The organism is Nocardia thailandica NBRC 100428 (assembly GCF_000308795.1).
Classification (GTDB): Bacteria; Actinomycetota; Actinomycetes; order Mycobacteriales; family Mycobacteriaceae; genus Nocardia; species Nocardia thailandica.
On record NZ_BAGK01000173.1, the window covers coordinates 1 to 26910 of the forward strand.

Annotated in this window: 20 protein-coding genes and 2 pseudogenes; 7 read left to right on the top strand and 15 right to left on the bottom strand. The window is 69.5% G+C overall.

Annotated elements, in window-relative coordinates; translation table 11 throughout:
* Position 1: 1 nt before the first annotated feature.
* The 5 genes from ON36_RS18710 to ON36_RS34890 form a co-directional block, all read right to left on the bottom strand.
* On the bottom strand, positions 2-283 hold the full coding sequence (locus ON36_RS18710; protein WP_043655095.1) for an acylphosphatase: 282 nt from the start codon (positions 281-283) through the stop codon (positions 2-4).
* On the bottom strand, positions 283-729 hold the full coding sequence (locus ON36_RS18715; RefSeq protein WP_043655097.1) for an OsmC family protein: 447 nt from the start codon (positions 727-729) through the stop codon (positions 283-285). Before ON36_RS18715 ends, ON36_RS18710 begins: the two co-directional genes overlap by 1 nt.
* A gap of 84 nt (positions 730-813) precedes the next feature.
* Positions 814-1515, bottom strand: coding sequence for a response regulator (locus ON36_RS18720; RefSeq protein WP_043655100.1), 702 nt, complete (start codon positions 1513-1515; stop codon positions 814-816).
* On the bottom strand, positions 1515-4025 hold the full coding sequence (locus ON36_RS18725; protein WP_043655103.1) for an ATP-binding protein: 2511 nt from the start codon (positions 4023-4025) through the stop codon (positions 1515-1517). The genes ON36_RS18720 and ON36_RS18725 overlap by 1 nt, the downstream gene beginning before the upstream one ends.
* On the bottom strand, positions 4022-4180 hold the full coding sequence (locus ON36_RS34890; RefSeq protein ID WP_157224939.1) for a hypothetical protein: 159 nt from the start codon (positions 4178-4180) through the stop codon (positions 4022-4024). Before ON36_RS34890 ends, ON36_RS18725 begins: the two co-directional genes overlap by 4 nt.
* Before the next feature lie 264 nt (positions 4181-4444).
* On the opposite strand from ON36_RS34890, the gene ON36_RS18730 reads away from it, so the two are divergent.
* The 4 genes and pseudogenes from ON36_RS18730 to ON36_RS18745 all read left to right on the top strand — a co-directional run bounded on the left by ON36_RS18730 (position 4445) and on the right by ON36_RS18745 (position 9331).
* Complete coding sequence (locus ON36_RS18730) at positions 4445-4624, top strand: potassium-transporting ATPase subunit F (protein ID WP_043655105.1); 180 nt, start codon at positions 4445-4447, stop codon at positions 4622-4624.
* A 12-nt stretch (positions 4625-4636) separates the two neighbouring features.
* Entirely contained in the window at positions 4637-6307 is a 1671-nt protein-coding gene (gene kdpA / locus ON36_RS18735) for a potassium-transporting ATPase subunit KdpA (RefSeq protein ID WP_043655108.1), read from the top strand.
* Entirely contained in the window at positions 6307-8448 is a 2142-nt protein-coding gene (kdpB, locus tag ON36_RS18740; RefSeq protein ID WP_043655111.1) for a potassium-transporting ATPase subunit KdpB, read from the top strand. Before kdpA ends, kdpB begins: the two co-directional genes overlap by 1 nt.
* Positions 8448-9331: pseudogene (locus tag ON36_RS18745) on the top strand (potassium-transporting ATPase subunit C). The gene kdpB and the pseudogene ON36_RS18745 overlap by 1 nt, the downstream one beginning before the upstream one ends.
* Positions 9332-9380: 49 nt before the next feature.
* Here ON36_RS18745 and ON36_RS18750 read toward each other — a convergent pair.
* From ON36_RS18750 to ON36_RS33640, 6 genes and pseudogenes are all read right to left on the bottom strand, one after another.
* Positions 9381-11519 carry an amylo-alpha-1,6-glucosidase gene (locus tag ON36_RS18750; RefSeq protein WP_043655114.1) on the bottom strand — a complete coding sequence of 713 codons (2139 nt, stop codon included), beginning with the start codon at positions 11517-11519 and terminating at the stop codon, positions 9381-9383.
* A 115-nt stretch (positions 11520-11634) separates the two neighbouring features.
* Complete coding sequence (locus tag ON36_RS18755; protein WP_052314119.1) at positions 11635-12789, bottom strand: glycosyltransferase family 4 protein; 1155 nt, start codon at positions 12787-12789, stop codon at positions 11635-11637.
* A 319-nt stretch (positions 12790-13108) separates the two neighbouring features.
* On the bottom strand, positions 13109-14632 hold the full coding sequence (locus ON36_RS18760) for a substrate-binding domain-containing protein (protein WP_043655117.1): 1524 nt from the start codon (positions 14630-14632) through the stop codon (positions 13109-13111).
* A 95-nt stretch (positions 14633-14727) separates the two neighbouring features.
* Positions 14728-15750: a PHP domain-containing protein gene (locus ON36_RS18765; RefSeq protein ID WP_052314120.1), complete on the bottom strand. Its 1023-nt coding sequence runs from the start codon at positions 15748-15750 to the stop codon at positions 14728-14730.
* A gap of 11 nt (positions 15751-15761) precedes the next feature.
* On the bottom strand, positions 15762-16343 hold the full coding sequence (locus ON36_RS18770; protein WP_043655119.1) for a dihydrofolate reductase family protein: 582 nt from the start codon (positions 16341-16343) through the stop codon (positions 15762-15764).
* 76 nt (positions 16344-16419) lie between these two features.
* A pseudogene (locus ON36_RS33640) lies at positions 16420-16551 on the bottom strand (zinc finger domain-containing protein); the annotation flags it as partial.
* A gap of 61 nt (positions 16552-16612) precedes the next feature.
* Between ON36_RS33640 and ON36_RS35505 the strand changes: the two are divergent.
* On the top strand, positions 16613-18061 hold the full coding sequence (locus ON36_RS35505) for a recombinase family protein (protein WP_043655121.1): 1449 nt from the start codon (positions 16613-16615) through the stop codon (positions 18059-18061).
* Positions 18062-18260: 199 nt separating this feature from the next.
* Positions 18261-18578 (top strand): hypothetical protein, encoded by a 318-nt coding sequence (locus tag ON36_RS18780; protein WP_043655123.1) that lies wholly within the window; start codon positions 18261-18263, stop codon positions 18576-18578.
* Between the two features lie 142 nt (positions 18579-18720).
* Here the strand turns inward: ON36_RS18780 and ON36_RS18785 are convergent, their stop codons facing one another.
* The 3 genes from ON36_RS18785 to ON36_RS18795 form a co-directional block, all read right to left on the bottom strand.
* Positions 18721-19242, bottom strand: a complete 522-nt coding sequence (locus tag ON36_RS18785) for a hypothetical protein (RefSeq protein WP_043655125.1) — start codon at positions 19240-19242, stop codon at positions 18721-18723.
* A 9-nt stretch (positions 19243-19251) separates the two neighbouring features.
* Positions 19252-19749, bottom strand: a complete 498-nt coding sequence (locus ON36_RS18790) for a toll/interleukin-1 receptor domain-containing protein (RefSeq protein ID WP_043655127.1) — start codon at positions 19747-19749, stop codon at positions 19252-19254.
* A gap of 270 nt (positions 19750-20019) precedes the next feature.
* Positions 20020-20541 carry a helix-turn-helix domain-containing protein gene (locus ON36_RS18795; RefSeq protein ID WP_043655131.1) on the bottom strand — a complete coding sequence of 174 codons (522 nt, stop codon included), beginning with the start codon at positions 20539-20541 and terminating at the stop codon, positions 20020-20022.
* A 1010-nt stretch (positions 20542-21551) separates the two neighbouring features.
* Between ON36_RS18795 and ON36_RS18800 the strand changes: the two genes are divergently transcribed.
* Positions 21552-21896: a hypothetical protein gene (locus ON36_RS18800; RefSeq protein ID WP_043655133.1), complete on the top strand. Its 345-nt coding sequence runs from the start codon at positions 21552-21554 to the stop codon at positions 21894-21896.
* 206 nt (positions 21897-22102) lie between these two features.
* Here ON36_RS18800 and ON36_RS18805 read toward each other — a convergent pair whose 3' ends face one another.
* Positions 22103-26890: a DEAD/DEAH box helicase gene (locus ON36_RS18805; RefSeq protein WP_085999647.1), complete on the bottom strand. Its 4788-nt coding sequence runs from the start codon at positions 26888-26890 to the stop codon at positions 22103-22105.
* Between the last annotated feature and the right edge of the window lie 20 nt (positions 26891-26910).

A 26910-nucleotide genomic window follows, 5' to 3' on the forward strand; every position in this document is an offset into this window, starting at 1 on the left:
ACTACCGCTCCTCGAATCCGGTCAGTCCGCCGCGCGCGGGCTCCCAGCTTTCCACAACCAGGTCGACCCGGCCAGGCGCATCGCCGGATCGCAGCAGCGCCAGCAGCCGTTCGGCGCGGTCGCGCGGCCCTTCGGCGGTGACGTGCACGCGGCCGTCGGCGGTGTTGCGCGCCGAGCCGACCAGCCCGAGTTCCAGTGCGCGCGAACGGGTCCACCAGCGGAACCCGACGCCCTGCACCCACCCGTGCACCCAGGCGACGAGCCGGACCGGGGCGGTGTCCATCAGGCCTCGACGGAGAAGTTCAGCGTGACCTTGCTGCCCGCCTTCAGGGTGCGCCCGACGGTGCACACCCGGTCGACGGCCCGCTGCACGGTGACCAGCAGGCGTTCGCGGGCGGCCTCGTCCAGCTCCGAGAGGTCGATCTCGAGGACCTCGTCGAGCTGGGGGTACACCTCGTTCTCGCGGTCGGCGTCGCCGGAGACGCGGATGGTGGCGTCGAAGTTGTCGCCGAGGCGGCGCGAGAGGGGTAGGTCCGAGCTCAGGCCGGTGCAGGCGGCGAGCGCGATCTTGAGCAGCTCGCCCGGGGTGAACACGCCGGGGACGTCGGCCGAGCCGATGAGCACCTCGGCGCCCCGGGTGCTGCGCCCGGTGTAGCGGCGCGTTCCGGTGCGTTCCACCCACAGTTCGGTGGTGCCGGGGGTGGTCACGGGTGCGTTCTGCTCAGCCATGAGTGCGATCCTGCCATGTGGGTGTTCTCCGGGGTGACGACCGGTCGAACGCCGGGCGGCCCGGCGGCATTCCTCGCCCCGGGGTCAGGGCCGGAACCGGTAGCCCATGCCCGCCTCGGTGAGCAGATGCCGCGGCCGGGCCGGATCGTCCTCGAGTTTGCGGCGCAGCTGGGCCAGGTAGACGCGCAGGTAGTGGGTCTCGGAGTCGTAGGCGGGGCCCCACACCTCGCGCAGCAGTTCCTTGCGCCCGACCAGCTTGCCGCGGTGCCGCACGAGCATCTCGAGCATCCCCCACTCGGTGGGCGTCAGGTGCACCGGCTGCCCTCGCTTGGTCACCTGTTTGGCGGCGAGGTCGACGGTGAAGGAGTCGGTGACCACGACCGGGTCGTCGACATCGCTCGCCGCGGCGCCGCGCCGCACGGCGGCGCGCAGCCGGGCCAGCAGCTCGTCCATGCCGAACGGCTTGGTGACGTAGTCGTCGGCGCCCGCGTCCAGCGCCTCGACCTTGTCGGCGGAGTCGGTCCTCGCCGAGAGCACGATCACCGGCACCGAGGTCCAGCCGCGCAGCCCGGCCAGCACCTCGACCCCGTCGATGTCGGGCAGGCCCAGGTCGAGCACGACCACGTCGGGTCGCTTCTCCGCGGCCAGCCGCAGCGCGGCGGTGCCGGTGCCCGCGGTGATCACCTCGTAGCCGCGCACCGACAGGTTGATGCGCAGTGCCCGCACGATCTGCGGTTCGTCGTCGACCACGAGCACCGTCACGGCGCCGGGCGCTTTGTCGGTCATCACCCGTCCTTCGCTGGGTCGGCCGGTGGTGTCCCGGCGGGCAGGTCGACGAGCACGGTGAGCCCGCCGCCCGGTGTCGGTTCGGCCCGGACGCTACCGCCCATGGCCTCGACGAAGCCGCGCACCACCGACAGGCCGAGGCCGACCCCGGTGGTGTTGTCCCGGTCGCCGAGGCGCTGGAACGGCTCGAAGATCGCGTCCTCCTCGCCCGCGGCGATGCCGGGACCGTGGTCGACGACCGCGATCTGCACCCGCTCACCGTCGCGTTCGGCGGTGACCCGCACCGGCGCGGTCCCGGAGTGCCGCAGCGCGTTGTCGAGCAGGTTGGCCAGGACCCGTTCCAGCAGGCCGAGATCGGCGAGGACGGAGAACTCGCCGACCTCGACGGTGACCCGGTCGCGGGCCGCGCGCCGCAGTCCCCGCGCGCCCATGCCGACGCCGACCAGCGCGCGGTGCGCGACCTCGTCGAGGTAGACCCGCTGGGTCCGCGGCGCGACCACGCCGACGGCCAGCCGCGAGGAATCCAGCAGATTCCCGACGAGCGCGGTCAGCTGGTCGACGGACTCCTCGACGGTCTCGAGCAGCTCGGCGGTGTCGGCGGGGGAGAACTCGACATCGCCGCTGCGCAGGCTCGACACGGCGGCCTTGGCCCCGGCCAGCGGGGTGCGCAGGTCGTGGGACACCGCCGAGAGCAGCGCGCGCCGCAACCGGTCGGCCTCCAGCAGGGCGGCCGCCGCGCCCGCCTCCTCGGCCAGCCGGGCCTGATTGACCAGTCCCACCGCCTGATTCACCACCGCGCTGAGCACCGGCCGGTCCGCGGCGGCGGGTCGGGGCCCGGCCAGCAGCAGGGCGCTGTCGGCGTCGCCCGCGCCGATGACCGTGTCGGCGTCGTCGTCGGCGGTGGGCGGTGTCGCGCCGACCGCGGCGACGATCGTGGGGCCGCAGCGCAGGCTCACCGCCCGCTGGCCGTAGGTCTCGCGGACCTGTTCGAGCAGCCGGGGCAGGTCCGCGCCGTGCAGGACCGCGCCGGCGAACAGGGTGAGCAGTTCGGCCTCGCGGGACGCCTTGCGCGCCTGCCGGGTTCGTTCGGCCGCGACGTCGACGAGGCCGGCGACCGCGACGGCGACGATCAGCATCACCACCACGGTCACGAAGTTGTCGGGTTCGGCGATGGTCAGGCTGTAGCGCGGCGCGGTGTAGAACCAGTTGAGCAGCAGTCCCGACAGCAGCGCCGAGGCGGCGGCGGGCAGCACGCCGCCGAGCAGCGACACCGCGACAACGCCGACGAAGAACACCGCGCTCAGTCCGCCCAGTTCGAGGAACCCGTCGAGACCGAACGAGCTGATCACGCTGACCAGCACCGGGACGACGAACGCGGCCGACCACGCCGACACCGGCCTGCGCAGCCGCCGGGCGGGCACGCGCGCGCCACGGCCCGCCTCCTCGTGGGTCACCATGTGCACGTCGATCTTCCCGGACCGCTGCACGACCGTCGCGCCGATGCCCTCGTCGAGGATGCGGGCCCAGCGCGAGCGCCGCGAGGTGCCGAGCACCAGCTGGGTCGCGTTGACCTCGCGGGCGAAGTCCAGCAGCGCGCCGGGCACGTCCTGCCCGGTGACGGTGTGCAGCGACGCGCCGAGGCCGGCCGCCAGATCGCGCAGCCGGGCCAGCCGTTCGGTGGAGACCCCGGCCAGGCCGTCCCCGCGCACGACGTGCACGACCACCAGCTCCGCGCTCGACTTGGAGGCGATCCGGCCGGCGCGCCGCACCACGGTCTCGGATTCGGGCCCGCCGGTGACCGCGACGACGACGCGCTCCCTGGCCTCCCACACGTCGGTGATCCGGTGCTCGGCGCGGTATCTCGCCAGCGCGGCGTCGACCTGGTCGGCCAGCCACAGCAGCGCCAGCTCGCGCAGCGCGGTGAGGTTGCCGGGCCGGAAGTAGTTGCGCAGCGCGGCGTCGACCTTGTCGGCGGCGTAGACGTTGCCGTGGGAGAGCCTGCGCCGCAACGCCTCCGGGGTGAGATCGACCAGCTCGACCTGGTCGGCGCCGCGGACGACGGCGTCGGGCACGGTCTCGCGCTGGGGGACGCCGGTGATCTGCTCGACCACGTCGTTGAGGCTCTCCAGGTGCTGGACGTTGACCGTGGAGATGACGTCGATGCCCGCGTCGAGGATCTCCTCGACGTCGCGCCAGCGCTTGGCGTTGCGGCTGCCCGGCACATTCGTGTGGGCCAGCTCGTCGACGAGCACGACCGCGGGCCTGCGCCGTAGCACCGCCTCGACGTCGAGCTCGGGCAGCGTGGTGCCCCGGTAGGACACGTTCCGGCGCGGGATCACCTCGATCCCGTCGAGCAGGGCCGCGGTCTTCGCGCGCCCGTGGGTCTCCACCACCGCGGCGACGACGTCGCGGCCGCGTTCGAGCCGCCGGTGCGCCTCGCCGAGCATCGCGTAGGTCTTGCCGACGCCCGGCGCCGCGCCCAGGTAGATGCGTAGCCGACCGCGGGTCACTCGTTCATCATCGCCGGTCGTGCCGTCTCCGCGGGGACGCGCACGGGCAGCACCGCGACCGATGTCGACGCCACCGGTGCCCCGCGGCCGAGCACGCGCAAGACCAGCAGGGCGGCTACGAAGCCGAAGACCACGCACACGGTCACCGCGGACACGGCGATCTCCTCTCGCTCACGGCGGGCCGGACCGGGCGGCTGCGCCGGTTCCGTCGTCCCGTTGTACCGCCGCCGCGGCGGGGGCTCCGCGATCTTTACGACCTCTTGACGCCCGCGCCCGCGTCCTTGACGCCGATCGCGCGCGGCGGCGCGGCGATGTCAACGCCGCGTCAAGAGACCGGCGGCCCGCGTCAAGGACCCGTAAGGGACCGGTCCGGCGCGCCGGATCGGCGCTTGTATGACAGCGCGCCCGAAAGCCGGGCGATGAGAGGAAGTCATGTCTGTGGTGGTGTTCACGGTGCTCACCGTGGCCGCGTTCGCGCTGCTCGGCCTGATCCGGCGCGGGGTGGAGAAGCTGTGATCGCGAACCTGATCGGCCTGGCGCTGGCCGCAGGCGTCGCGGTGTTCCTCGTCGCGGCCCTGCTGTTCCCCGAGAGGTTCTAGGTGAGGTTCTAGGTGAGTACGACGACAGCCGGGATCGCCTTCGTGGCGTCCCTGGTCGCGGCGCTGGCACTGGTCCACGTGCCGCTGGGCGACTACATGTACCGCGTGGTCGGCGGCCGCGCGCACAGCCGGGTCGAGCGGGCCGTCTACCGGGTCATCGGCGCCGACCCCGGGATCGAGCAGACCTGGCCGGTCTACGCCCGCAGCGTCCTCGCGTTCTCGGCGGTGAGCGTGCTGCTGCTGTTCTTCTTCCAGCTGGCGCAGGGTCACCTCCCGCTGCACCCGACCGATCCGGGCACCGAGATGACCCCCGCCCTGGCCTGGAACACGGCGGTCAGCTTCGTCACCAACACCAACTGGCAGAACTACGCCGGCGAATCCACCCAGGGCCACCTGGTGCAGATGGCCGGGCTGGCGGTGCAGAACTTCGTGTCCGCGGCGGTCGGGATCTCGGTGGCGGTGGCCCTGGTCCGCGGGTTCGCGCGCCGCCACACCGGGGAACTGGGCAACTTCTGGGTCGACCTGGTCCGGATCAGCCTGCGCCTGCTGCTGCCGCTGGCCTTCGTCTTCGCGATCGTGCTGGTCGCGGGCGGGGTGATCCAGAACTTCGCCGGCCACGACCAGGTCGCGACCACCCTCGGCGGCGCGCCGCAGACGCTGACCGGCGGGCCGGTGGCCTCCCAGGAGGTCATCAAGGAACTCGGGACCAACGGCGGCGGCTTCTACAACGCCAACTCCGCGCACCCGTTCGAGAACCCGGCCACCTGGACCAACTGGATCGAGATCTTCCTGCTGCTGGTGATCGCCTTCTCCCTGCCGCGCACCTTCGGCCGCATGGTCGGCTCGGTGAAGCAGGGCTACGCCATCGTCTCGGTGATGGTGGTGCTCGCGCTGATCGCCGTCACCCTGACCAACCTGTTCCAGCTCCAGCACCACGGCACCGTGCCGACCGCCGTCGGCGCCTCGCTGGAGGGCGTGGAAACCCGCTTCGGCGTGGCGGATTCGGCCACGTTTGCCACCGCGACCACGCTGACCTCGACGGGCGCGGTGAACTCCTTCCACGACTCCTACACCAGCCTCGGCGGCATGATGACCATGGTCGACATGCAGCTGGGCGAGGTCGCGCCCGGCGGGGCCGGCTCGGGCCTGTACGGCATGCTGATCCTGGCGATCATCACCGTCTTCGTCGCCGGGCTCATGGTCGGCCGGACACCGGAGTACCTGGGCAAGAAGATCACCCCGCGCGAGATCGAACTGGCGGCGACCTACTTCCTGGTCAGCCCGCTGCTCGTGCTGGTCGGCACCGCGGTGGCCGTGGCCATGCCGGGCCAGCGGGCCGGCATGCTCAACTCCGGGCCGCACGGGCTCTCGGAGGTGCTGTACGCCTTCACCTCCGCGGCCAACAACAACGGCTCGGCCTTCGCCGGCCTGACCGGCAACACCGACTGGTACAACACCGCGCTCGGCCTGACGATGCTCTTCGGCCGCTTCGTGCCGATCATCGTCGTTCTCGCGCTGGCCGGTTCGCTGGCCGCCCAGGGCAGCACCCCCGCGTCCGCGGGCACCCTGCCCACCCACCGGCCGCAGTTCGTCGGCCTGGTCGCCGGGGTCACGGTGATCCTGGTCGCGCTCACCTTCCTGCCCGCGCTCGCGCTCGGGCCGCTCGCCGAGGGAATCCACTGATGTCCGCTCCCACTCTCGAATCCCCCGCGGCGCCGCCGCGTCCGCGCGGCGGCGCCCCGCGCGGGATCCTCGACCCGGGCCTGCTGCTGTCCGCGCTGCCCGGCGCCGTGCGCAAGCTGGATCCGCGCACCCTGTGGCGCACGCCGATCCTGCTGATCGTGGAGATCGGCGCGGCCTGGTCCACCGTCCTCGCCGTCGCCGACCCGAGCTTCTTCGGCTGGGCGATCGTGGTGTGGCTGTGGCTGACCGTGCTGTTCGCCACCCTGGCCGAGGCGGTCGCCGAGGGCCGGGGCAAGGCCCAGGCCGACACCCTGCGCAAGGCCAAGACCGACACCGCCGCCCGCAGGCTGGCGGACTGGTCACCGGGGGCGCGGGTCGTCGAGGAACCCGTCGCGGCCTCGGCACTGCGGCGCGGCGACCACGTCGTCGTGGAGGCGGGTCAGGTGATCCCCGGCGACGGCGACGTGGTCGAGGGCATCGCCTCGGTCGACGAATCCGCCGTCACCGGCGAATCCGCCCCGGTCATCCGGGAATCCGGCGGCGACCGCAGCGCCGTCACCGGCGGCACCACCGTGCTCAGCGACCGGATCGTCGTGCGGATCACCCAGGAACCGGGCGCCGGCTTCCTCGACCGGATGATCGCGCTCGTCGAAGGCGCGAGCAGGCAGAAGACACCCAACGAGATCGCGCTCGACATCCTGCTGGCCGCCCTGACGATCATCTTCGTGTTCGCCGTGGTGACCCTGCAACCGATGGCGATCTTCGCCGTGTCGGGCGATCCCGGCATGCCGGATTCGATCGCGCTGGACGCGCACGGGATCACCGGCATCGTGGCGGTGTCGCTGCTGGTCTGCCTGATCCCCACCACCATCGGCGCGCTGCTCTCGGCCATCGGCATCGCGGGCATGGACCGCCTGGTCCAGCGCAACGTCCTGGCGATGTCGGGTCGCGCGGTGGAGGCGGCCGGCGACGTGAACACCCTGCTGCTGGACAAGACGGGCACCATCACCCTGGGCAACCGGCAGGCCGCGGACTTCCTCGCGGCACCGGGCGTCCCGGACGACGAGCTCGCCGACGCCGCCCAGCTGTCGAGCCTGGCCGACGAGACCCCCGAGGGCCGCTCGATCGTGATCTACGCGAAGCGGGCCCACGGCAAGCGCGAACGCACGCCCGGCGAACTGACCGGCGCGACCTGGGTGGAGTTCACCGCGCAGACCCGCATGTCCGGCGTCGACCTCGCCGACGGCCACCGGTTGCGCAAGGGCGCGGCCTCGGCCGTGAGCGCATGGGTCCGCGCCGAGGGCGGTACCGTCCCGCCGGAGGTCGGCGCGATCGTCGACGGCGTCTCGGCCTCCGGCGGCACCCCGCTCGTGGTCGGCGAGCTCCGCGCGGGCACGGCCCGCGTGCTGGGCGTGGTGCACCTGAAGGACGTGGTCAAACACGGGATGCGGGACCGCTTCGAGCACATGCGGCGCATGGGCATCCGCACGGTGATGATCACCGGCGACAACCCGCTCACCGCGAAGGCCATCGCCGACGAGGCCGGGGTCGACGACTTCCTCGCCGAGGCGACCCCCGAGGACAAACTCGCGCTGATCAAGGCCGAGCAGGAAGGCGGCAGGCTGGTCGCGATGACCGGGGACGGCACCAACGACGCCCCCGCCCTGGCCCAGGCCGACGTGGGCGTCGCCATGAACACCGGCACCTCGGCCGCCAAAGAGGCGGGCAACATGGTGGATCTGGACTCCGATCCCACCAAGCTGATCGAGATCGTCGAGATCGGCAAGCAGCTGCTCATCACCCGGGGCGCGCTGACCACGTTCTCCATCGCCAACGACATCGCCAAGTACTTCGCCATCATCCCGGCGCTGTTCGTCTCGCTGTACCCGGGGCTGGACCGGCTCGACATCATGCGCCTGGCCAGCCCGCAGTCGGCGATCCTGTCCGCGGTGATCTTCAACGCCCTGGTCATCGTCGCGCTGATCCCGCTCGCCCTGCGCGGGGTCCGCTACCGGCCCGCCGACGCCTCGGCCCTGCTGACCCGCAACCTCGCCCTGTACGGGCTCGGCGGTGTCGTCGCGCCGTTCGTCGGCATCAAACTCATCGACCTGATCGTCCAGCTCCTCCCCGGGATGTCCTGATGCCTGCTCTCTCCCTCCGCGACGCGACCTGGCTCCGCCAGCACCTGGCCGGTCTGCGCGCCCTGCTCGTCCTCACCGTGATCACCGGCCTGGTCTACCCGCTGGCGGTGTTCGCCGTCGCCCAGCTGCCCGGCCTGCGCGAACGCGCCCAGGGCTCGCTGCGCACGGTCGACGGCACGCTGGTCGGCTCGAGCCTGATCGGGCAGTCGTTCACCGGCGCCGACGGCGCCGCGCTGCCCGGCTACTTCCAGTCCCGGCCCTCGGTGGCCGGCGACGGCTACGACCCGCTGTCCACGGCGGCGAGCAATCTCGGCCCCGAGGACGTCGTCGACACCGCGAGCAGGCCGAGCCTGCTGAGCACGGTGTGCGCGCGGAGCAAGGAGGTCGGCGACCGTGAGGGGGTCACGGCGGCCGCCCGTTCTGCACACCGGGCGGCGTCGGCGCGGTGCTGTCGGTGCTGGGGCCGCGCGACGCCGACGGCGGGGTCTCGCGCCCGGTCGCGGTGGTCAGCGTGAACGAATCCTGCCCGGCCGCACCGTTTCTCGCCGAGTACCGGGGTGTGCGGGTGACCTGCGCCGAGCCCGGCGCCGACTACGCCGCAGGCCGGATCGTCCCGATCCGCGGCGACGCCCCCGCCGATCCCGCGGTGCCCGCCGACGCGGTGACCGCGAGCGGCAGCGGCCTCGACCCGCACATCTCGCCCGCCTACGCCGAGATCCAGGTCGCGCGGGTGGCGCGGGCACGCGGGGTCGCGCCCGAGCGGGTCCGCGCCGTGCTCGCCGCGCACACCGACGGCCGCACCCTGGGCTTCCTGGGCGAGCCGCGCGTGAACGTGCTGGAACTCAACATCGACCTGGACGCGCGCTACCCCGTCCCCCGCTGACGCGGGCGCGGCGCCGGCCGGGCGGCGACCGCCCGGCCGGAGCTCCGCGCTACTCGATGATCAGCTGCCAGTCGTCGGGCACCCCCGAGGTCCGCACGTGATCGCCGGCCGCCTCGAGGTCGAGGGTCGTGTCGCCCAACCGGAATTCCGACAGCACGAGGCGTCCCCAGTCCGAGGGGACGCGCGGCGAGATCGTCAGGGTCCGGTTGGGCACGTCGGGCTGCAGCCCGAGGAACGAACGCACCAGCAGCAGCGGCGCCGCGCTCGCCCACGCCTGCGGCGAGCACGAGGTCGGATACGGCACCGGCGCGGCGAAACGGCCGCGCGGGAATCCGCAGAAGAGCTCGGGCAGCCGCCCGTCGAAGGCCGCGGCCGCGTCCAGCAGGCCGCCGGCGAGCCGGATCGCCAGCTCGGCCGCGCCGGGGACGTGCCGGTAGCGCATGAGCCCCGCCACCGCGATCGCGGTGTCGTGCGGCCACACCGAGCCGCAGTGGTAGCTCATCGGGTTGTAGGCGCCCATGGACGTGGCCAGGGTACGCAGGCCGAAACCCGAATCCATCTCCGCGCCCGCGAGGTGCTGCACCAGCTCGGCCGCGTGCTCGTCGGTGGCGATCCCCGACCACAGGCAGTGCGCCACGTTGCTGGTGAGCGCGTCGACCTTGCGTTTGCCGCCGTCGAGGGCCACGGCGTACCAGCCGCGTTCGGGTAGCCAGAACTGCTCGGCGAACTTGATCCGCAACTGCGCGGCGCGATCCCGCAACCGGGTCGCGGTCGGATAGTCGCCGAACGCCTCGGCCAGTTCGGCCCGCCCCAGGTACGCGGCATAGACGTAGCCCTGCACCTCGCACAGCGCGATCGGCGCCTCGGCCAGCCTGCCCTCGGCGAAGTTGATGCCGTCGAAACTGTCCTTCCAGCCCTGGTTGATCAGCCCGCGATCGGTGGCCCGCTGGTATTCGACGAAGCCGTCCCCGTCGCGGTCGCCGTACTCGGTGATCCAGGCGATGGCCTGGTCGGCGGCGGGCAGCAGCGCCTGGATGGCGTTCGGATCGGCGCCCCAGCGCAGGCATTCGGCGAGCAGCATGACGAACAGCGGGGTGGCGTCGACGGTGCCGTAGTAGATCTGGCCGCCGAGCACCTGCCCGACCGCGGGGCCGCGCCGCATCTCGTGCATGATCCGGCCCGGCTCCTCCTCCACGAGCGGATCGACGGCCTGGCCCTGCAATTCGGCCAGCTGTTGCAGGGTGCCCAGCGCGAGATCGACCTCGAGCGGCAGCGACATCCACGCGGTGAGCAGCGAGTCGCGGCCGAACAGGGTCATGAACCAGGGCGCGCCCGCCGCGACGAACGGGCGGCCGGTGCCGGTATCGCTGTGGATCTGCAACGCGCCGAGGTCGCTCTCGGTGCGGCGCAGGACCCGGGTCAGCAGCTGGGAATCGGAGGTGATGTCGGTGGCGGTGTTGCGCCAGGCCTGGATCTTGCGCACCGGCTCGCTGGCCCGGTACCGCTCCCCGACGGTGCCCTGGGTGGGCGCGCGCTGCGCGGCGCCCGCGGGCGAGGCGGTGATCTCGGTCTGCCAGCGGCCGCCCGCGGGGACGACGACCCGCCAGATCATGGTGCCCGGCAGCACCATCGGCTCCACGCTCGACGTCAGCGCGAGCCCGCGCGACAGGTCCGAGCGGTCGTGCAGCAGCAATTCGCCGTCAGTGGTGGTCATCTCGGCGCGCCTGCCGCCCGAGCGGCCCTCCTTGACCGAGAACAGGTCGACGAAGTCGGCATCGACGTGCAGCTCCAGCACCACCGCGGTGGCCTCGCGGCCCATGTTCTCCAGGGTGATCAGCTCGTGCATCCCGTCGGCGACCATCCGGTCCCGGGTGACCAGCAGCGTCGAGTCGGCGAGGCCGGCCTGCGGCGGCCTGCGCAGCACGAACCGGGCGGCGAACGCCTCCGGGCTCAGCACCGACAGCGGCTCGGGTGGTTTGCCGTCGACCAGCAGCTCCCAGCGCGAGAGCACGCGGGCGTCCCGGAAGAACAGCCCCTGTGGGCGGCCCGGTTCCACGTCACCGCGCCGGTCCGAGAGGCAGAAGCTGCCGCCCTCGACCAGCGTGATGGCCTCCCCGTAGGCACCAAGTCCCGCCGGCTCCCCCGCGTTGAGCGGGCTGGGGCCGGACGCGTTGTCCGCGGCACTCATCGACGTTCCTCTCTCACAGAACCGCTCGTCTCTCACAGAACCGCTCGTCGCTGACACGTCGTCCGCACCGGCGATGGCCGGGTGCCTGCGCACCCGGCCATCGCCGTGCTCGTTGCTAGGCGGAACCGATCGCCCCGACCGGTACCCGCAGCGGCTTGCGCCGCCGGTCGTGTTCGCCGAGGATCCGGCGGTACACCTGTTCGTAGCCCCGGCCCAGGGTGTCGGCGCCGAAGTTGTCGACGACGTGGGCCCGGCAGGCGACCGGGTCGTAGCCGGCGACTTCGGCGATGGCGGCGGGCAGTTCGGCGGGGTCGTCGCAGATCCGCCCGGTGACGCCGTCGGCGAGGACCTCGCCCACCGCGCCGCCGCGGAGCGCGACCACCGGCGTACCACACACCATCGACTCGATCATGACCATGCCGAACGGCTCCTCCCAGCAGATGGGGAACAGCAGACACCGCGCCTCGGAGAGGAGTTTACGCTTGGCGGTGGCGTCGGCGAGGCCGAAGAACTGATCCCGCTCGGTCATCCGCGGGCGCACGTACTCCTCGAAATAGGCCCGTTCCGGCGGTTCGCTGCACTTGCCCGCCAGGATCAACGGGATGCCCGCCGCGTGCGCCGCGTCCAGGGCCAGGTGCGCGCCCTTGTCCTTGGCGAAACGACCGAGGAACAGGGCGTAGTCCTGCTTCTCGGTGCGCAGCGGCCAGGTCTCGACCCGGAGCGCGTTGTGCACCCGGCCCGCCCACGGCAGGTCCGGGGCGAGCGCGCGCTGACGGTCGCTGATGGCGACCAGCGACACCTCCTCGCCCAGCTCGCGGTAATAGCGGTAGCAGTCGTCCTGCACCGGGCCGTGGACGGTGACCACGGTGGGCAGGCCGAGATGCCGGTAGGCCGGCGCGTTCAGCGGGCCGGCGAAGGTGTGGTCGTGCACCAGATCGATGCCGTCGACCTCGGCGATCTCCTCGATCGCCCGGCGCACCCGCAGGGCGTGCACGACCTCGGGGAACGGGTCGCCCAGGCGCTCGGGCTGGGCCCGGTCCCACAGCGGAACGAACTTCGCCTTGGTGCCGGGTTCCCCCGCGCCGAGCAGGGTGACGTGGTGGCCGCGCTCGACGAGCGAGTCGACCAGATCCGCGACGACGGCTTCCACACCGCCGTACGCCTTCGGGGGGATATCGAAATACGGGGGTACGACCATCGCGATGCGCATGGGTCCGCCGCGATGCTCGACCGAGAAAAGCTCGGGCGCGTCGAACCCGACCGGCGTCATTGCCGGTACGTCTGCACTCATGACCTTCCTTCCAGGGGACAACGGGAACCGGCCTCCGTAGAGCACGATCGTCCTGACCATGCGGACTCTCACCTACAACCGTTCTGCTTCCACCTGATCAGGGGGGCCGAGAGCGAAAGTACCCCGCTACTCGGAAGTAAACCAGTCTGTTGCTGTAAAACGTGCGCGTCGCAGGCGTTGCGGGCGCAGCCTTTCCGGCGCCGACGGTGCGCAGCAGGTGAAAGGGGCCTTGTCCGGATCCCGCCGATCGGCCGGTGGGCGTGTCGCGCGGATGCCCGCCGATAACCGCGCGGGCCGCTCAGCCCGGCGGGCGGCAGGAGCTGGGGTCCGAAAGTTCCTGACACGTCACCAAACCGAACTCCTGGAGCACGGTCTTCGCCTTCCCCACCACCACGTAGTCGGCGAACCGGGCCGCCAGCGACTCCCCCGGCGGCGCGCCACGGGTGTAGAGGTTCTCCACACCCCAGAACGGGTAGCGCCCCGCGCGCACCGCCTCCGGCCCCGGGGTGACGCCGTCCAGCGCGAGCCGACGCACCTCGGAACCACCCTGCGGCCGTACGGCATAGGTCTCCGCGTACCCCACCGCGCCCGCCAGCCGCGCCACGGCGTCGACCATCTCCTCGGTCGTCTTGACCTCGCACTGCGGGCCGCCCCGCGCCATGCCGACGCAGCTCACGTACGGGAAGATCCGCCGATTCTGCTCCAGCAGCCGCGATTCCAGCGCGCGCCGGGTACCCGAACCGGCCACCCGGTCGACCAGCACGACCGGAACGTCGTTGCCGCCCAGCTCCTTCCAGTTGGTCACCGTGCCGCGGAACAACGCGCGCACCTGCGCGACCGTCAGGTCGGAGACGCCCGTGCCGGGGTGGGTGATCATCGAGAACGAGGACACCGCGATCGGCTGCTCGCGCAGCTCCGGGTACGACTCGCCCTTGAGACCGTCGCCGAAGGCCAGGATCGAGCCCGGGTCCGCCGAGCGGGTCACCGCGATCAGGCCGTCCTCGGTCCCGGTGAACTCGCGGTGGAACGCGGCCTCGGTGCAGGTGGCCGCGTACAGGTCGGCGGCCTTGCCGATCGCGGGCGCGATCGCGGTCGAACCGACCACCCGCAGCGATCCCGAGGCGCAGTCGACCGGCGGCGCGGTACGGGTGTTGATGGCGAGGACACCCTGCGCCACGACGACCACGGCCAGGAACGAGGTCAGGGCCAGCAGTTTCGCCGAGGGACGGTCGTTGCTCGTCGTCTTCTCGATCTGCCCGTTGCGCAGGGTGCACACCAGCTCCGGCTCGGCGGGTTCGCCGGTGCCCGCGGTCCGGTGCAGCACGGCGAGCACCTTGTAGTGCTGGCGCCGGTTCAGCGCGATCTTGGGCAGATCGACGATGCCGAAGTTCGGCGAGACCCGGTTGCGCCTGCCCATGCCCGAGTCCTCGCCGAAGTTGTCCAGCGGGACGCCCTCGGTCTCGGCGATCGCGCAGCCGATCACCTCGCGGTCCTCGAAGTTCAGGTGCGCGCCCACCTTCGGGCGGGCCGGGTCACTCAGCGTGTAGTCGTCGGCCTCGATGGCCAGCGAGCCGCTGTTCTCGATCCGGACCAGCACCACCGACAGCTTCGTGCGATCCCAGGAGCCGCCCTCGCCGTTGGCGAGCAGGTTCTCCAGCGCCCCCGCCGTCGCCGCGGAGGTCATCTCGGTGATCGGCACGTCCATCTGCACGCGGTAGCCGAGCTTCTTGCGCCCGACGAGCACGAACTCGCGCACGAACGCCGCGCCCGACACCGCGATACCGATCACGGCCAGCACCGTCTCGATCGGAAACCCGTTCACTGCCCCGCCCCCCGGTCACCCAGACTCCTCGTGCCGCAGTTCTACCAGCACCCGCCCCCGCCGGCTCGGGCCGACATCCGTTGTTGGGCAAGACTTCACCCGTCGGACCGGGAACACCACGCGAGTAGTTCCTCGACCGGCCAGGTGTTGATCACCCGCTCGGCGGGCACGTCGTGCGCCACCGCCCGCTCGCAGCCGTAGCCCTGCCAGTCGAGCTGCCCCGGCGCGTGCGCGTCGGTGTCGATGCTGAAGTGGCAGCCCATCTCCAGCGCCAGGTCGATCAGGCGGCCGGGTGGGTCGCGGCGTTCCGGGCGGGAGTTGATCTCGACCGCGGTGGCGTAGCGGCGGCACGCCTCGAAGACCAGTTCGGCGTCGAAACTCGACTCCGGCCGGGTGCCGCGCCCGCCCTCGACCAGCCGCCCGGTGCAGTGGCCGAGCACGTCGACGTTCGGGTTCGCCACCGCGTGCACCATGCGCCGGGTCATCGTGGCGCTGTCGTCCCGCAGGTGCGAATGCACGCTGGCGACAACCACATCGAGCCGTTCCAGCAGATCGGCGCGCTGGTCGAGGGAACCGTCGTCGAGGATGTCGACCTCGATGCCGGTCAGCACCCGGAACGGCGCCATCCGCTCGTTCAGCTCGGCGACCACGTCGAGCTGGCGCAGCAACCGGTCCGCCGAGAGCCCGCGCGCGATCTTCAACCGCGGCGAATGATCGGTGAGCGCGCAGTATTCGTGTCCCAGCGCCGCGGCGACCCCCATCATCTCCGCGATCGGGCTGCCGCCGTCGGACCAGTCGGAATGGGTGTGCAGGTCGCCGCGCAGCAGCGCCCGCAGCGGCTTCCCGGCGGGCGCGATCGGGGCGGCGGCGGCCCGCAGCTCGGCCAGGTACGCGGGAACCGTACCGGCGCACGCCTGTTCGACGACGGTGGCGGTCTTGGGCCCGATCCCGGGCAGCTCCCGCCAGCTGCGCTCGCGGGCGCGGGTCTCCCGTTCGGTGCCGGGCAGGTCGGCGACGACGTCGGCGGCGCGGCGGTAGGCCCGGACCCGATGCGTCTCGGCGCGGCCGCGCTCGAGCCAGAAGGCGATCTCGCGCAACGCCTCGACAGGTCCGGGCACCGCCGCGGTACTCAGCTGATCCGCCCGTACTTCAGGAAGGCGACCCCGTCGGCGTAGACGTGGCTGGTGATCACCCGGAACCGTTCCGGGGCGGGGAGTTTCGCGCCACCGGCGAACAGCGGCCTGCCAGCGCCGAGCACCACGGGGAAGAGCTTGACGAAGACCTGGTCGATCTCGGGGAGCAGCGCGCCGGCCAGCTCGCCGCCACCGCACAGCCAGATCCCCAGCCCGCTCTCCCGCTTGAGCGCGCGGACCGCCGCGACGGGGTCGCCGTCGATCAGCTCCACCCCCGGCGCGGGCGGCTCGGGCAGGGTCGTCGACACCACCAGCTGGCGCAGGTGCTCGTACGGGCTGGCGGTGCCGGTCCGGACCCCGAAGTCGTGGGTCTTGCGGCCCATCACCACGGTGTCGAAGTACAGGTTGGGTTTGGTGATGCCGCGGGCTTCCCGGACCTTCGTCGGCAGCGTCTCGGGGTACTGGTTGGTGATGGCGGGCCCGTGATCACCGCCCACCGGGAAGAAGTCGACAGTTCCGTCCTCGGCGGCGATGAAGCCGTCGATGGTCGAGGCGACGAAATAGGTCAGCTTGCGCATCGGTCCTCCTGGCACCGGATCCGTGGGATCCCTCCGGGCCAACCGTAGCGCGCCCGCCCCGGGGCGCGCCGCAACTTCAGCGCTGGCAGCGACGACAGAAATACGAGCTGCGGTTCATGAATTTCTCTCGCGTCACGGGCGCCCCACAGCGGGGGCACGGCTCGTCCTCGCGGCCGTACACCGCCAGTGACCTGGATAAATAGCCCGACTACGACACGCTTTGACGTTGATGCATCGGTGCGGGCAACGATGCCCTAGCGTGGGTAAGCGTGACCAAGCGAGTTGCCGCTTACCTGCGTGTTTCGAAGTCCGACGACGAGAACGACGAGTCGCTGTCGTTGGCGACGCAGCGCCGTCGAATCAAGGCGTTCTGCGAGGCACGCGACTGGGAGTACGGACCCGAGTACATCGACGACGGCATCTCGGCCACCAAGGCCCGCGACGCGTCGACGGAGTGGGGCCGGATGCTGTCGGACCTGCACACCGGCCGGTTCGACGTCATCGTCGCGAAGGACCTCGACCGGCTGCTCAGAACCCTCCAGGACCTGATCAAACTCACCGAGCTGAAGGCGAAGGTCGCCACAGTCGACGGAGAGATCGACCTGGAGAGCGCGGACGGCGAGCTGCGGGCCACGATGCTCGCCGCGGTCGCGAGGTTCGAGATCCGGCGCAAGACCGAGCGGGCCGTCGCTGCGAACGAGACGCGGCGCAAGAAGGGCCTCCCTATCGTTCGCTCGAAGATCCTCGGATTCGACGTCGATGGGGTGACGCAGATCGACGACGAGGCCGCGGCCGTGAAGAAGGCGTTCGAGGACTTCCTCGCCGGGGTCCGAATCACGCATGTGGCAAGGGATCTCACGAAGAAGGGCTTCAGGACGGCTCGCGGCCGGGAGTGGGGCAACGAGAACATCAGGCACCTGCTGCGGCAGTCCAAGTACAAGGGCGTGCTGACCAAGTGGGAGGGCGACGAGGCCAAGCGCGCGGACGGCAAGAAGTACGCCGACGAGGTCTACGCGGCCGACTTCGAGGCCATCGTCTCCCCCGACGTCTTCGATGCCGTCCAGCTCAAGCTCGACGACCCTGCGCGCAAGAGAGCCTGGGGCGTCACGCCGAAGTACCTGCTGACGGGAATCGCGCTGTGCGGCAAGTGCTCCGACGGCACGAAGGTCTACACGAACTTCTATCAGCGCACGGCGTACACCGGCAAGGACGGGGTGCACCGGGAGTTCGAGCCGAAGCGCAACTACGCGTGCCTGGCCCACAAGCACCTGAGCCGCCGCGCCGGCCCGGTCGAGGACTTCGTCGAGGAGCGTGTGCTGTGGCGGCTGAAGCAGCCCGACGCCGCTGAGCTGTTCCGCCCGCCGGAGCAGCCGACGATCGACCGGGACGCTCTCCGGACGGAGCGGGTCGCGCTCGACGACCGCCGCCGCGGCCTAGCCCGGCTGTTCGCCGACGGCGTGCTCGACGACGACGGGGTCCGCGAGGAGTCGGCCCGGCTCCGCGGACGGATCAACGAGATCGACGGCCTGCTCGCGCCCTCTTCGTCGAACCCGGGCCTGGAGGTCGTGGAGGCCGAGGACGTCGAGGAGGCGTGGAAGCAGGCCGGCATCGAGCGCCAGCGGATCATCCTGCAGGCGCTGATGACGGTGACGATCATGCCGTCGACGAGCAGCGCCATCGGCTTCGACTCGTCGCTGATAAAGGTCGACTGGCACTGAGGGACACGACTCGACAGAGGTGGAGAATGGCGAGTCGACTCGCGTAGAGTTGTGGCCACACAAGGACAAGAGCCCCGGACAAAGGGGCTAGGGCGGCATTAGAGCCCCCGACCGGAGTCATAGCTCGGACCCGCGATAGGCCTTCTGGACAGGCCTGACCCGAGTGTTCCTCTTGGAGGTACTACTCCAAGGGATAGCTATGTCCACGTCCGTGTCCATTCCGAAGCTCACCGTCGAAGCAGCCGCCACGCGGTTCAACTGCAGCCCGAAGGCCATCCGCCGGCGGGTCGCCAATGGCTCCGTTCCGGCCACCAAGGAGCGCGTGGCCGGCTCCGACGGCCGGTTCGTCTACAAGCTCTTCGTCGACGCCGAGGCGCTCGAGGCGGAGTTCGCGCCGAAGCTCGCGGGCCCTGCCGCGCACGAGGCGCACGTGAGGGCCATCGAGGCCGCCGCGCCGGCGCTGACCGAGGACCAGAAGGCCCGCATCGCGCTGGCCCTGCGGGGCGATGCGGCGTGACGGGTCGCCGCCGATAGGGGCAAAGAAGTCACCGACAGTCGCCGCTTGGCTGTCATGAAGCGCACCCCCCGATCATCCCTCGTCAAACAGTCTTTCGGTTCGCTGCCCGGGGACTGCCTTCGTGCGGAGCGGATGGACCACCTCAGCCTTCGAGCAGTTCCAGCACGCGCTCCCTGTCGACACCCTGTTCCAGGTCGACCGCGTAGGGGTGGACGACGTCCGCGGGGATCAGCGATCGCGCCGTCGATTTCCGGTCGGGTCGCGAATGCTCGCTGACGACACTCTCGGGCATCAGGTAGAACATCCGGTCGGCTGCGATGGTCAACTCATCCGCGCGAAGGCGTTTGAGGGTCGGCTCGGCCTCGTCGACGTCGAACTTGCCGACGAGCGCCACCAGGTCGGCTTGCTGCGTCGGGCGCAGCGGCGCGTGCCCCACCGTGGTCCGTTCCGCGTCGTGCCACCACGCGGTCTTCACCTCGACGGTGAAGTCCAGATCGTCGATCCGACAGCGGAGGTCGTCCTTGCGCTTGCCGCCGATCAACGTGACTTCGTCGGTGGCACCGTTCAGCAGACCGACGGTGAGCAGCTCCGCGAGCGTCGAGTTGACGATCTCGACGAACCGCGACCACTGCGCAGGGGTGATCGAGAAGGCGTGCTCCTCCATGGCTCGAACCTAGGCAGCCGGGAGCGCCGCCGCCGCGGCGGCGACCTTGGCGGCAACGCTGTCCAGCGACGAGTCCTTCGTGCTCAGACCAGCGTGCGAGGCCAGCATCGGGCTGACGTCGTTCAGTTCGTCGAAGCCCACTTCGTGCAGGACGGGGATGACGCGCCGCGTCGAGAGCAGCACGGCGAGCTCCTTCTCGGCCACGCCCTCGGACTCGATGCTCTTGAGCAGCGCGGGCGTGACGAGCACGATCCCGACGCGCGAGTTCCGCAGCCCCTTGTCGATCTCGCGGATCATCAGCGAACCGAGCGGAAGGTCTTCCTCGCTGAACCAGACCGACGCGCCGTTCGCCTTCAGGTGGCCGTACAGCTCCTTCGCACTGCCTTCGCGGTCGGGCCAGGCGTGGCACAGGAACAGATCGCGCCGTTCCGGGTGCGTCTGGGCCTGCTCACTCGCCTTCTGGGTGAACGGTTCGACGGTGCGCCACTCGGTCGGGCTGTACGACACCGACCGGCCGGTCCTCGTACGGCGCGATGCTCCGCCCGTGCTACCAGGCGAGCTGGTGTATCTCGATCCGGTGCCGCCGCCGTACGACGACCCGCCGCCGTACGAGTACGACGAGCGGTATCCCCCACGACCTCGGCACGCGGGGCAGTTCGCGGCTCCGCTCGCGGTCCGGTGCCCCTGGGACGGTGCTGTGCATTGCGCCATGCGGCGATCCTATCGGTGACCTACGACACCTTTGGCTGCTGCGCCGACTCGGTATGAAGAACCGCGTCAGTCCACGGAGTGAACGGCGACGACGAACGCGGTCCGGAGGTGGGCGATCCCCGCGCACCTGGGGGACGGCCTGCCAGCGGAGCGCATGATCAGCGCTCTTCGCGCGCGCCGCTCGACCTCGGCCACCAGCTCACTGGTCGAGAACGCCGCCAGGACCTGCTTGGCCAGCGCTGCGCGGGCCGACGCCGCCGCCTGCGCGTCGCGCTCGGCGGGGACCGCGGTGGGCCCGGGTCGGGAGTCCTCGACGAGAAGCTCGGCGGCGCGGTCTCGACCGACGTCCCTGAGCTCCTCGGCCCGGATCCCGAGCACCGCGGCGAGCTTGACGAGAGTGCGGTCCGGAGGGACGGCGACGTTGGCCTTGCCGTCGCGGTAGCGCACGCCGCTGAGGGCGATGTGGATCGTGCCGACGGACAGCGACGCCGCGTCGGCGATGTCGCCGACGGTCAGGCCGGAGCGCTTGTACGCGGCCTTGAGGAGCGCGCACTCGGGCGGAGCCTCGCCCGTGCCGGCGTCAGGCACTTCGCGTCTCGCTTTCGGCTGGTGTACGAGGTTCGGTAGCAGACGGATCGTAACCGATCCACTCACCGCCGCCGTGCCGGAACGAGACAGAAGAAGACCCCGCCGGAGGGGGTGCCGACGGGGCCTTCCGACCAGACGAGCGCGAATTCCACAGAGAGAACAGCACTTTCAACGATACATGGGATGCGCTCTCATCTCACGCGTCGGCACGCGCCCGGCGCGCAGGGCGAGGACCCGGCCTCCCGGCCGGGCAGCTCTCTCGAAGGATGCTCGCGAGTTCTAAGACTGGTCAGGCGGGAGGGGATGTGGGTGATGCGGCGGGGCGATGCAGAAGGGCTGTTGCAGGTTGTCATCAGCCACCTCCCTGACCGATCTCGAGTGGTCGAGAGGTGTCTGCCTGCGAGCAGACCGCGACCGGGCCGCCAGGCCCGGATCGCACGAGGTAGATCCGGAAGCCGTACTGAAACGTCCCTGGAAAGCGTTCTGACCTGGGGGTTGGGACACTTGGGACGTTACGTCCCTACTTTCTTACGCGTGCGGGTGTGGAGAAGAACAGGGTTGGCGCGTCCCAAACGTCCCAAGCCTCTTGAACGGCGGCTGAGACCGGGCGTTCGCGCATTGCGGTGAGCGCGCGGCCGCGGCCGCAGCCGGTCGGCGCTGTGGCGAACCTGCCCGATCTGCCTACCCTTGTCGACTCTCACTCGAAAAGGTGATTCATTGGCGAGTCACTTGAAGTGAGAGTCGGATCTTCATACCGTGGAATCACGGCCCGACAGGGTCGTCCCGCTGCACGACCGATGGCTCGGCGGCAGTGAGGGCAAGGCCAGTGCCGCTGCGATGCTGAGACGCTCGCAGCCAACCGCACGACCGTTCGGCTGGTCAGCGCAGGTGACGGGAATGCCGCTGCGGAGCTGAGACGCCCGCAGCCGTGCACCGGGCCCAATAGAGCGCGGCCCGGTTCACGCACCGACCCGAGCGCACCGCCTCAAGCCACGCCGAGGTCCTTTTTCATGACCGTCTCAACCGTCGACGAGCGGAAATTTACGCTGCAGGAGCTCTACGCCCTGGGACTCGGGCACCGCACGACGCTGCGGAAGCAGATCGACGACTTCGACATCCCCTACGAGCGGATCGACACCCGCGGAACGATCGTGGTCCGCGAGTCCGATCTGCATCTGTTCAAGAAGCGCGTTCGCGTCCCGAAGTTCAACAGCGCCAACACCAGGAACGTCGAGGAGATCGCGCCGTTCATCGACGACCTCGCGGTGATGGCCGCGCAGCTCGTGTCGACGTGGCCGCGGCTCCCCGACGAGCGCAAGGAGGAGCTGCGGCTGCTCCTCATGGCCGGCGCATGAAAAGAGCCCCGACTGACGCCGGGGCTTGAGCCTTTCACAACTTCCAGATCACGAGCTGGCACTCATGTACGACCCGAAGAGGTACTTCCATCATGACAAACGTCGTCCCGTTCGACAAGCCGACCCACCCTGTTGACGACCCGGGATCCCCGGCGGATCTGGCCGTCGAGGAGGGTGCCGACACCGAGCCCCGGGACGCGCGGGAGTCATTGATCAGCGACGCGAACCTCCTGCCATCTCCTCGTTCCTTCCTCTCGTTCTGTTTTCCGGATGTCCAGCGCCGGCAGGGCATCGACGATCTTCATCGTCTCGACGGACACGGTCACGATCCGCGCGAGCAGGTCGAGGATGTATCTCGGGTCGCCGACCTCTCGTGACCAGTCGTTGGGATCATTGACGATTCCGGAAGCCTTGTCGGTCTTGACGTAGTAGCGGTCGATGATCCACTCGATCGCAGAACGGCTGCCCAGCATGTATCGATAGGCGTCTTCCGGGATGCCGGACACGGTTATCCGCTCGTTGTAGTGAATCGTGGCGAGGTCCTTCTGCTTGGCGGTGCCGCCGAAACGCATCTTCTTGCCTCCGACCGCGAAGAAGTCGTAGGGGTCCCCCTTCGTGACCACGTCGAGACCATCGAGCGGGTACGGCTGCTGTTTCTCGTAGTCCAGGTGCAACTCGATCAGCCTCCGGCCAGCGATCGCGAAGCCGACGAAGTCCTGCACGAACGGAATCCTGGGCAGCATCTTCTTCAGATCGGAGGCGTACGTCCCGCGGTACTCCGGCGAGTGCAGCACTCCGTAGACATAGAAGAAGATGTCGTCCTTCGTAATCGTGACGGATGGGTACTCCGCTTGAAACCGCGTCAGCGCCCCGTCGGTGATGTTGTCGATCTTGCGGTATCCGTCGACCAAGTCGTCATCGTCGCCGAGGTCGAGCATCTCAGCGCCCCCAGCCTTCTCGTATCGCCAGCGGGGAACGAACTGTCCGCCTTCCGATCCCCAGAAGTTGAGATCCGGAACCGTAGAGACAGCCAAAGTCGCGAAGGACTTCGTCGCACCCGCCGCAGTGACATAGTAGCCCAGGTTGCCGACCCCACTCGGGAAGAACTCGCGCAGAATTCGGGGACGATGAAGCCAGGCGAGATCGGGATAAAGAAGACTGAGTTGGAATGGCCGATAGTTCGCGACGAGGGGTGCTCGATCATCGAATGCAAGCTCAGCCTTTCGCTTCAGTAGCGTTTCCAACGACGACGACCACTTAATATCTCGCGGGTCGTTGGTTCTCTCGCCCGCGAGGGCCCGTTCGTATGCCGCGTTCGAGCGCCGCATTGCGGCTTCAATTCGTTCTTGCCCGAAGTTGTAGACCCATGCATCGCGGCTAGTCCCCAGCCCGTTTGAGATCTCGGTAGCAATGCTTCCCGCCTCCCCGCCAAGGGGAATCCATGTATCGAAGCCCTGCGTGGAAAGACTAATCCAACTGCCGTCCGGGTCCGGCTCGATCGTCGACAGCTCCGCCTTCATGACGCTCGTCAACTCATTTAGCCGCGCGAACTTGAGTTCGGCAGTGAGGTCGTCGCCGACCTCTGCATAGAGGAGAACACCCGACCCGTGCTTCTTCGGATTTTTAACTAGCAGCACTACTGCGACTGTCGTCTGACTTCCAGATCCGAAGACTTTCCCGCCTTGCCTGCGCCAGTCGGCTGCACGCTGATTTCCAAGGAGGTTGAATACGTAGATGCTCGTGAACTCATCCAAAAGAGCCTTGCGCATTCCATCGGTTGTTCTAGTCTCCAAGAAGCTCCCGTTTGTCACATAGGCAACGATTCCGCGCTGCCCGAGACGCTGCTCAGCCCATTTGATTGCGCGGATATACGAGTCGTAGAGCGTTCGAGTCGACTTTGCCGCGGAGCGCGACCCGTACGCGTCTCGGATAGCTCCGTCGAGCGCCTCGTACCGTTCGTTAGCGTTGTCATCGTTGGCCGAAGTCTGCGAGTTGCGATATGGCGGATTGCCGATGATCACGGTGATCGGCAGCTCCTTAAGCTTCTGCAGGCGCTCGTTGTTCTCGACGAACATTCCCAGGTCGGGGGTGTCGTCGGGCTCCCAGGACTGGAACGTGTCGGTCAGCACGAGGCCCGGGAATTCGGTCTGCTCCCCCGCCAGGTCGGCGTAGGTGGTCTCGATGTTGACGGTGGCGATGTAGTAGGCGAGCAGCAGGATCTCGTTGGCGTGGAGCTCGTTGGCGTACTTGCGGGCCAGGTCGTGCGGCTTGATCAAGCCGGACTGCAGCAGCCGGACGAGGAACGTGCCGGTGCCGGTGAAAGGGTCGAGGATGTGCACGCCCTCGTCCGTCAGCCCCTGGCCGAACTCCTGGCGCAGCACGTCGTCGGCCGAGCGGAGGATGAAGTCGACGATCTCGACCGGGGTGTAGACGATGCCGAGCTTGTCGACGGTCTTCTTGAACGCAACGGTGAAGAACTTGTCGTACAGCTCGATCAAGATCTTCTGCTTGCCCTCGGCGTTGTCGACGCCGGCGACGCGGCGTCGGACGGAGTCGTAGAAGCTCTCCAGCGGTGCGTTCTCGGCGCTCAGCGGGTGCTCGTCCAGACTCGCGAGCATGCGCTCCATGATCTGAGCCACGGGATTGGTCTCGGCGAAGGCGTATCCCTCGAACAGCGCCTCGAAGATCGGCCGCGTGACCAGGTGCTGCGCGAGCATGTCGACCGCGTCTGTCTCGGTGATCGAGCCGTTGAGCGACTCGCGCAAGCCGGTCAGGAACTTGTCGAACTCGACCGCTTGCGGTGACTCTGGATCATTCAGCAGGCCGTTGATGCGGGTGACGTGCTGCTGGGCGATGTCGGCGACCTCTTTCGCCCACGTGTCCCAGTACTTGCGCTCCCCGACCTTCTTGACGATCCGGGCGTACATAGCGTCGCGGAAGCCCTCGAAGCCGTAGTCGAGGGTGAGTTGCTGGTCGCCGGACTTATTCACACCGCCCCCGCTCGAGTCCGTGTCGTCACTGGGAGGGCGGGGAGTGGCGTCGATGATGGGCAGTTGGTCGGGCCGCCGCTTGTTGAGCTCGATGGAGTTCACCATCGCGTGGAACCGGTCATCGTGGGACCGCAGCGCCTGCAGCACCTGCCAGACGACCTTGTAGCGCTGGTTGTCCTTCAGCGCTTCCTCCGGCGGGATCCCGGACGGCACGACGACCGGCAGGATGATGTAGCCGAGCTTCTTGCGGCCCGTCGGGTCGAGCCGCATCACGCGGCCGACCGACTGTACGACGTCGACCTGCGAGCCGCGCGGCGTCAGGAACATCACCGCGTCGAGCGCCGGCACATCGACGCCTTCGGACAGGCAGCGCGCGTTCGTCAGCACCCGGCACACATCCGGGTCAGCCTCGGCCTTGAGCCAGTCGAGGTGCTTGTTGCGCTCGTGGATGCCCATCCCGCCGTCGACGTGGGCCGCTTCCACGCGCAGGCTGTTCGAGCCGGCGCGGGCATCGTCCTGCAGTGCCCGGTCAATAAGGGCAGGGAACGCGGCCGAAGCCGCCTTCGACGACCGGATGTCTTTCGCGAAGGCCACCGCGCGCCGCATCGGCGTGCGGTCACCGGCGGTCCCGATCTCAGGGCCGAAGTTTTTCGCGAGGCCGTTCCAGCAGCCGAGGATCTTCGACGCGTCGCCGAGCTGGATCTCGCCGGACTCCGCCATCGCCTTCTGGAAGTGCGCGGCGACGTACTCCTCCTCGACGCTGAGCACGAGCACCTTGTAGTCGGTCAGCAAGCCCTTCTCGACGGCCTCGCCGAAGCCGAGACGGTGCAGCTCTGGTCCGAACTGGTCCTCCCGGTTCATGTCCGCGAGCACGGCGTCGTTCTCGATCGCCTTCTTCGTGACGGCGTCGTCGAAGACCTTCGGCGTCGCGGTCATGTACAGCCGTTTGGACGCTTGGATGAATCGGTTGTCGTGGACCTTGACGAAATGCGACTCGTCCTGCCCGGCCAGCGTCACCCCCGTGGTGCGGTGCGCCTCGTCGCAGATCACCAGGTCGAAGTCGCCGAGGCCGAGCAGCTGCGCCTGCGAGATGACGTCGATCGACTGGTAGGTGGAGAACACTACCGTCATCCGGTCCGCGGCCTCCGTCCCGCCGTTCACGCGCTTCACCAGCGTCTGCGCGTCCGTCGTCGCCGGCTCGGTGAGGTCGATCGTCGAGATGTCGCCCGTGTCGGCCGTGCTGGTGCGGCGACCCACGCGCACGTCCGAGCACACCGCGAACGGCCGGATATCCACCTCCGACTGGGCCATCCACTCCCGCAGCGTCTGCGAGAGCAGCTGGATCGAGGGCACCAGGAACAGCACGCGGCCGCCCGTGCCGACGAGATCTTCGGCGATCTTGAGGGAGGTGAAGGTCTTTCCGGTGCCGCAGGCCATGATCAGCTTGCCGCGGTCTTGCTCGGCGAGCCCTCGCCGCACCGCATCGATGGCGGTCTTCTGATACGGGTGTGGCTGTTTCTTCGTCGCCAGTTCGACTGCGTCGGGCTTCGACCACGAGTACCGGGACCAGTCGACGCGCGCGTCGTCCAGGCAGGAGATGTCGACCCGCTGGGCGACCCCCTCGAGCGTCTCCTCGGCGTTCCCGGACCAGCCGGCGGCGGTGTCGAAGACGTAGCGCTCAGTCCACTCGCTCTTGGCCGAGGCCGAGATGAACGAGTCGATGTCAGCCTTGGAGACCTTGTGGTCGGCGGCGTAGAACTTGCACTGGATCGCCGCCAGGCCCTGGCCGTCGCGGCGCTGGGCGACCAGATCGATGCCGGTGTCGGTGCGGTGGCCGCGGCCCGGCCACTCGGACCACAACCACACGTCCTCGAAACGAGCTGTCCACTCGGGCTCGTTCAGCAGATACGCCTTGATCAGCCGCTCGAACTTGTCGCCCTTGTCGCGCTCGTCGAGAGCGCTGGAGCGGAGTTCGTCGAGGAGTTCATGGATCGTCACCGGCACGGACGACAGTCTTCCAGGCC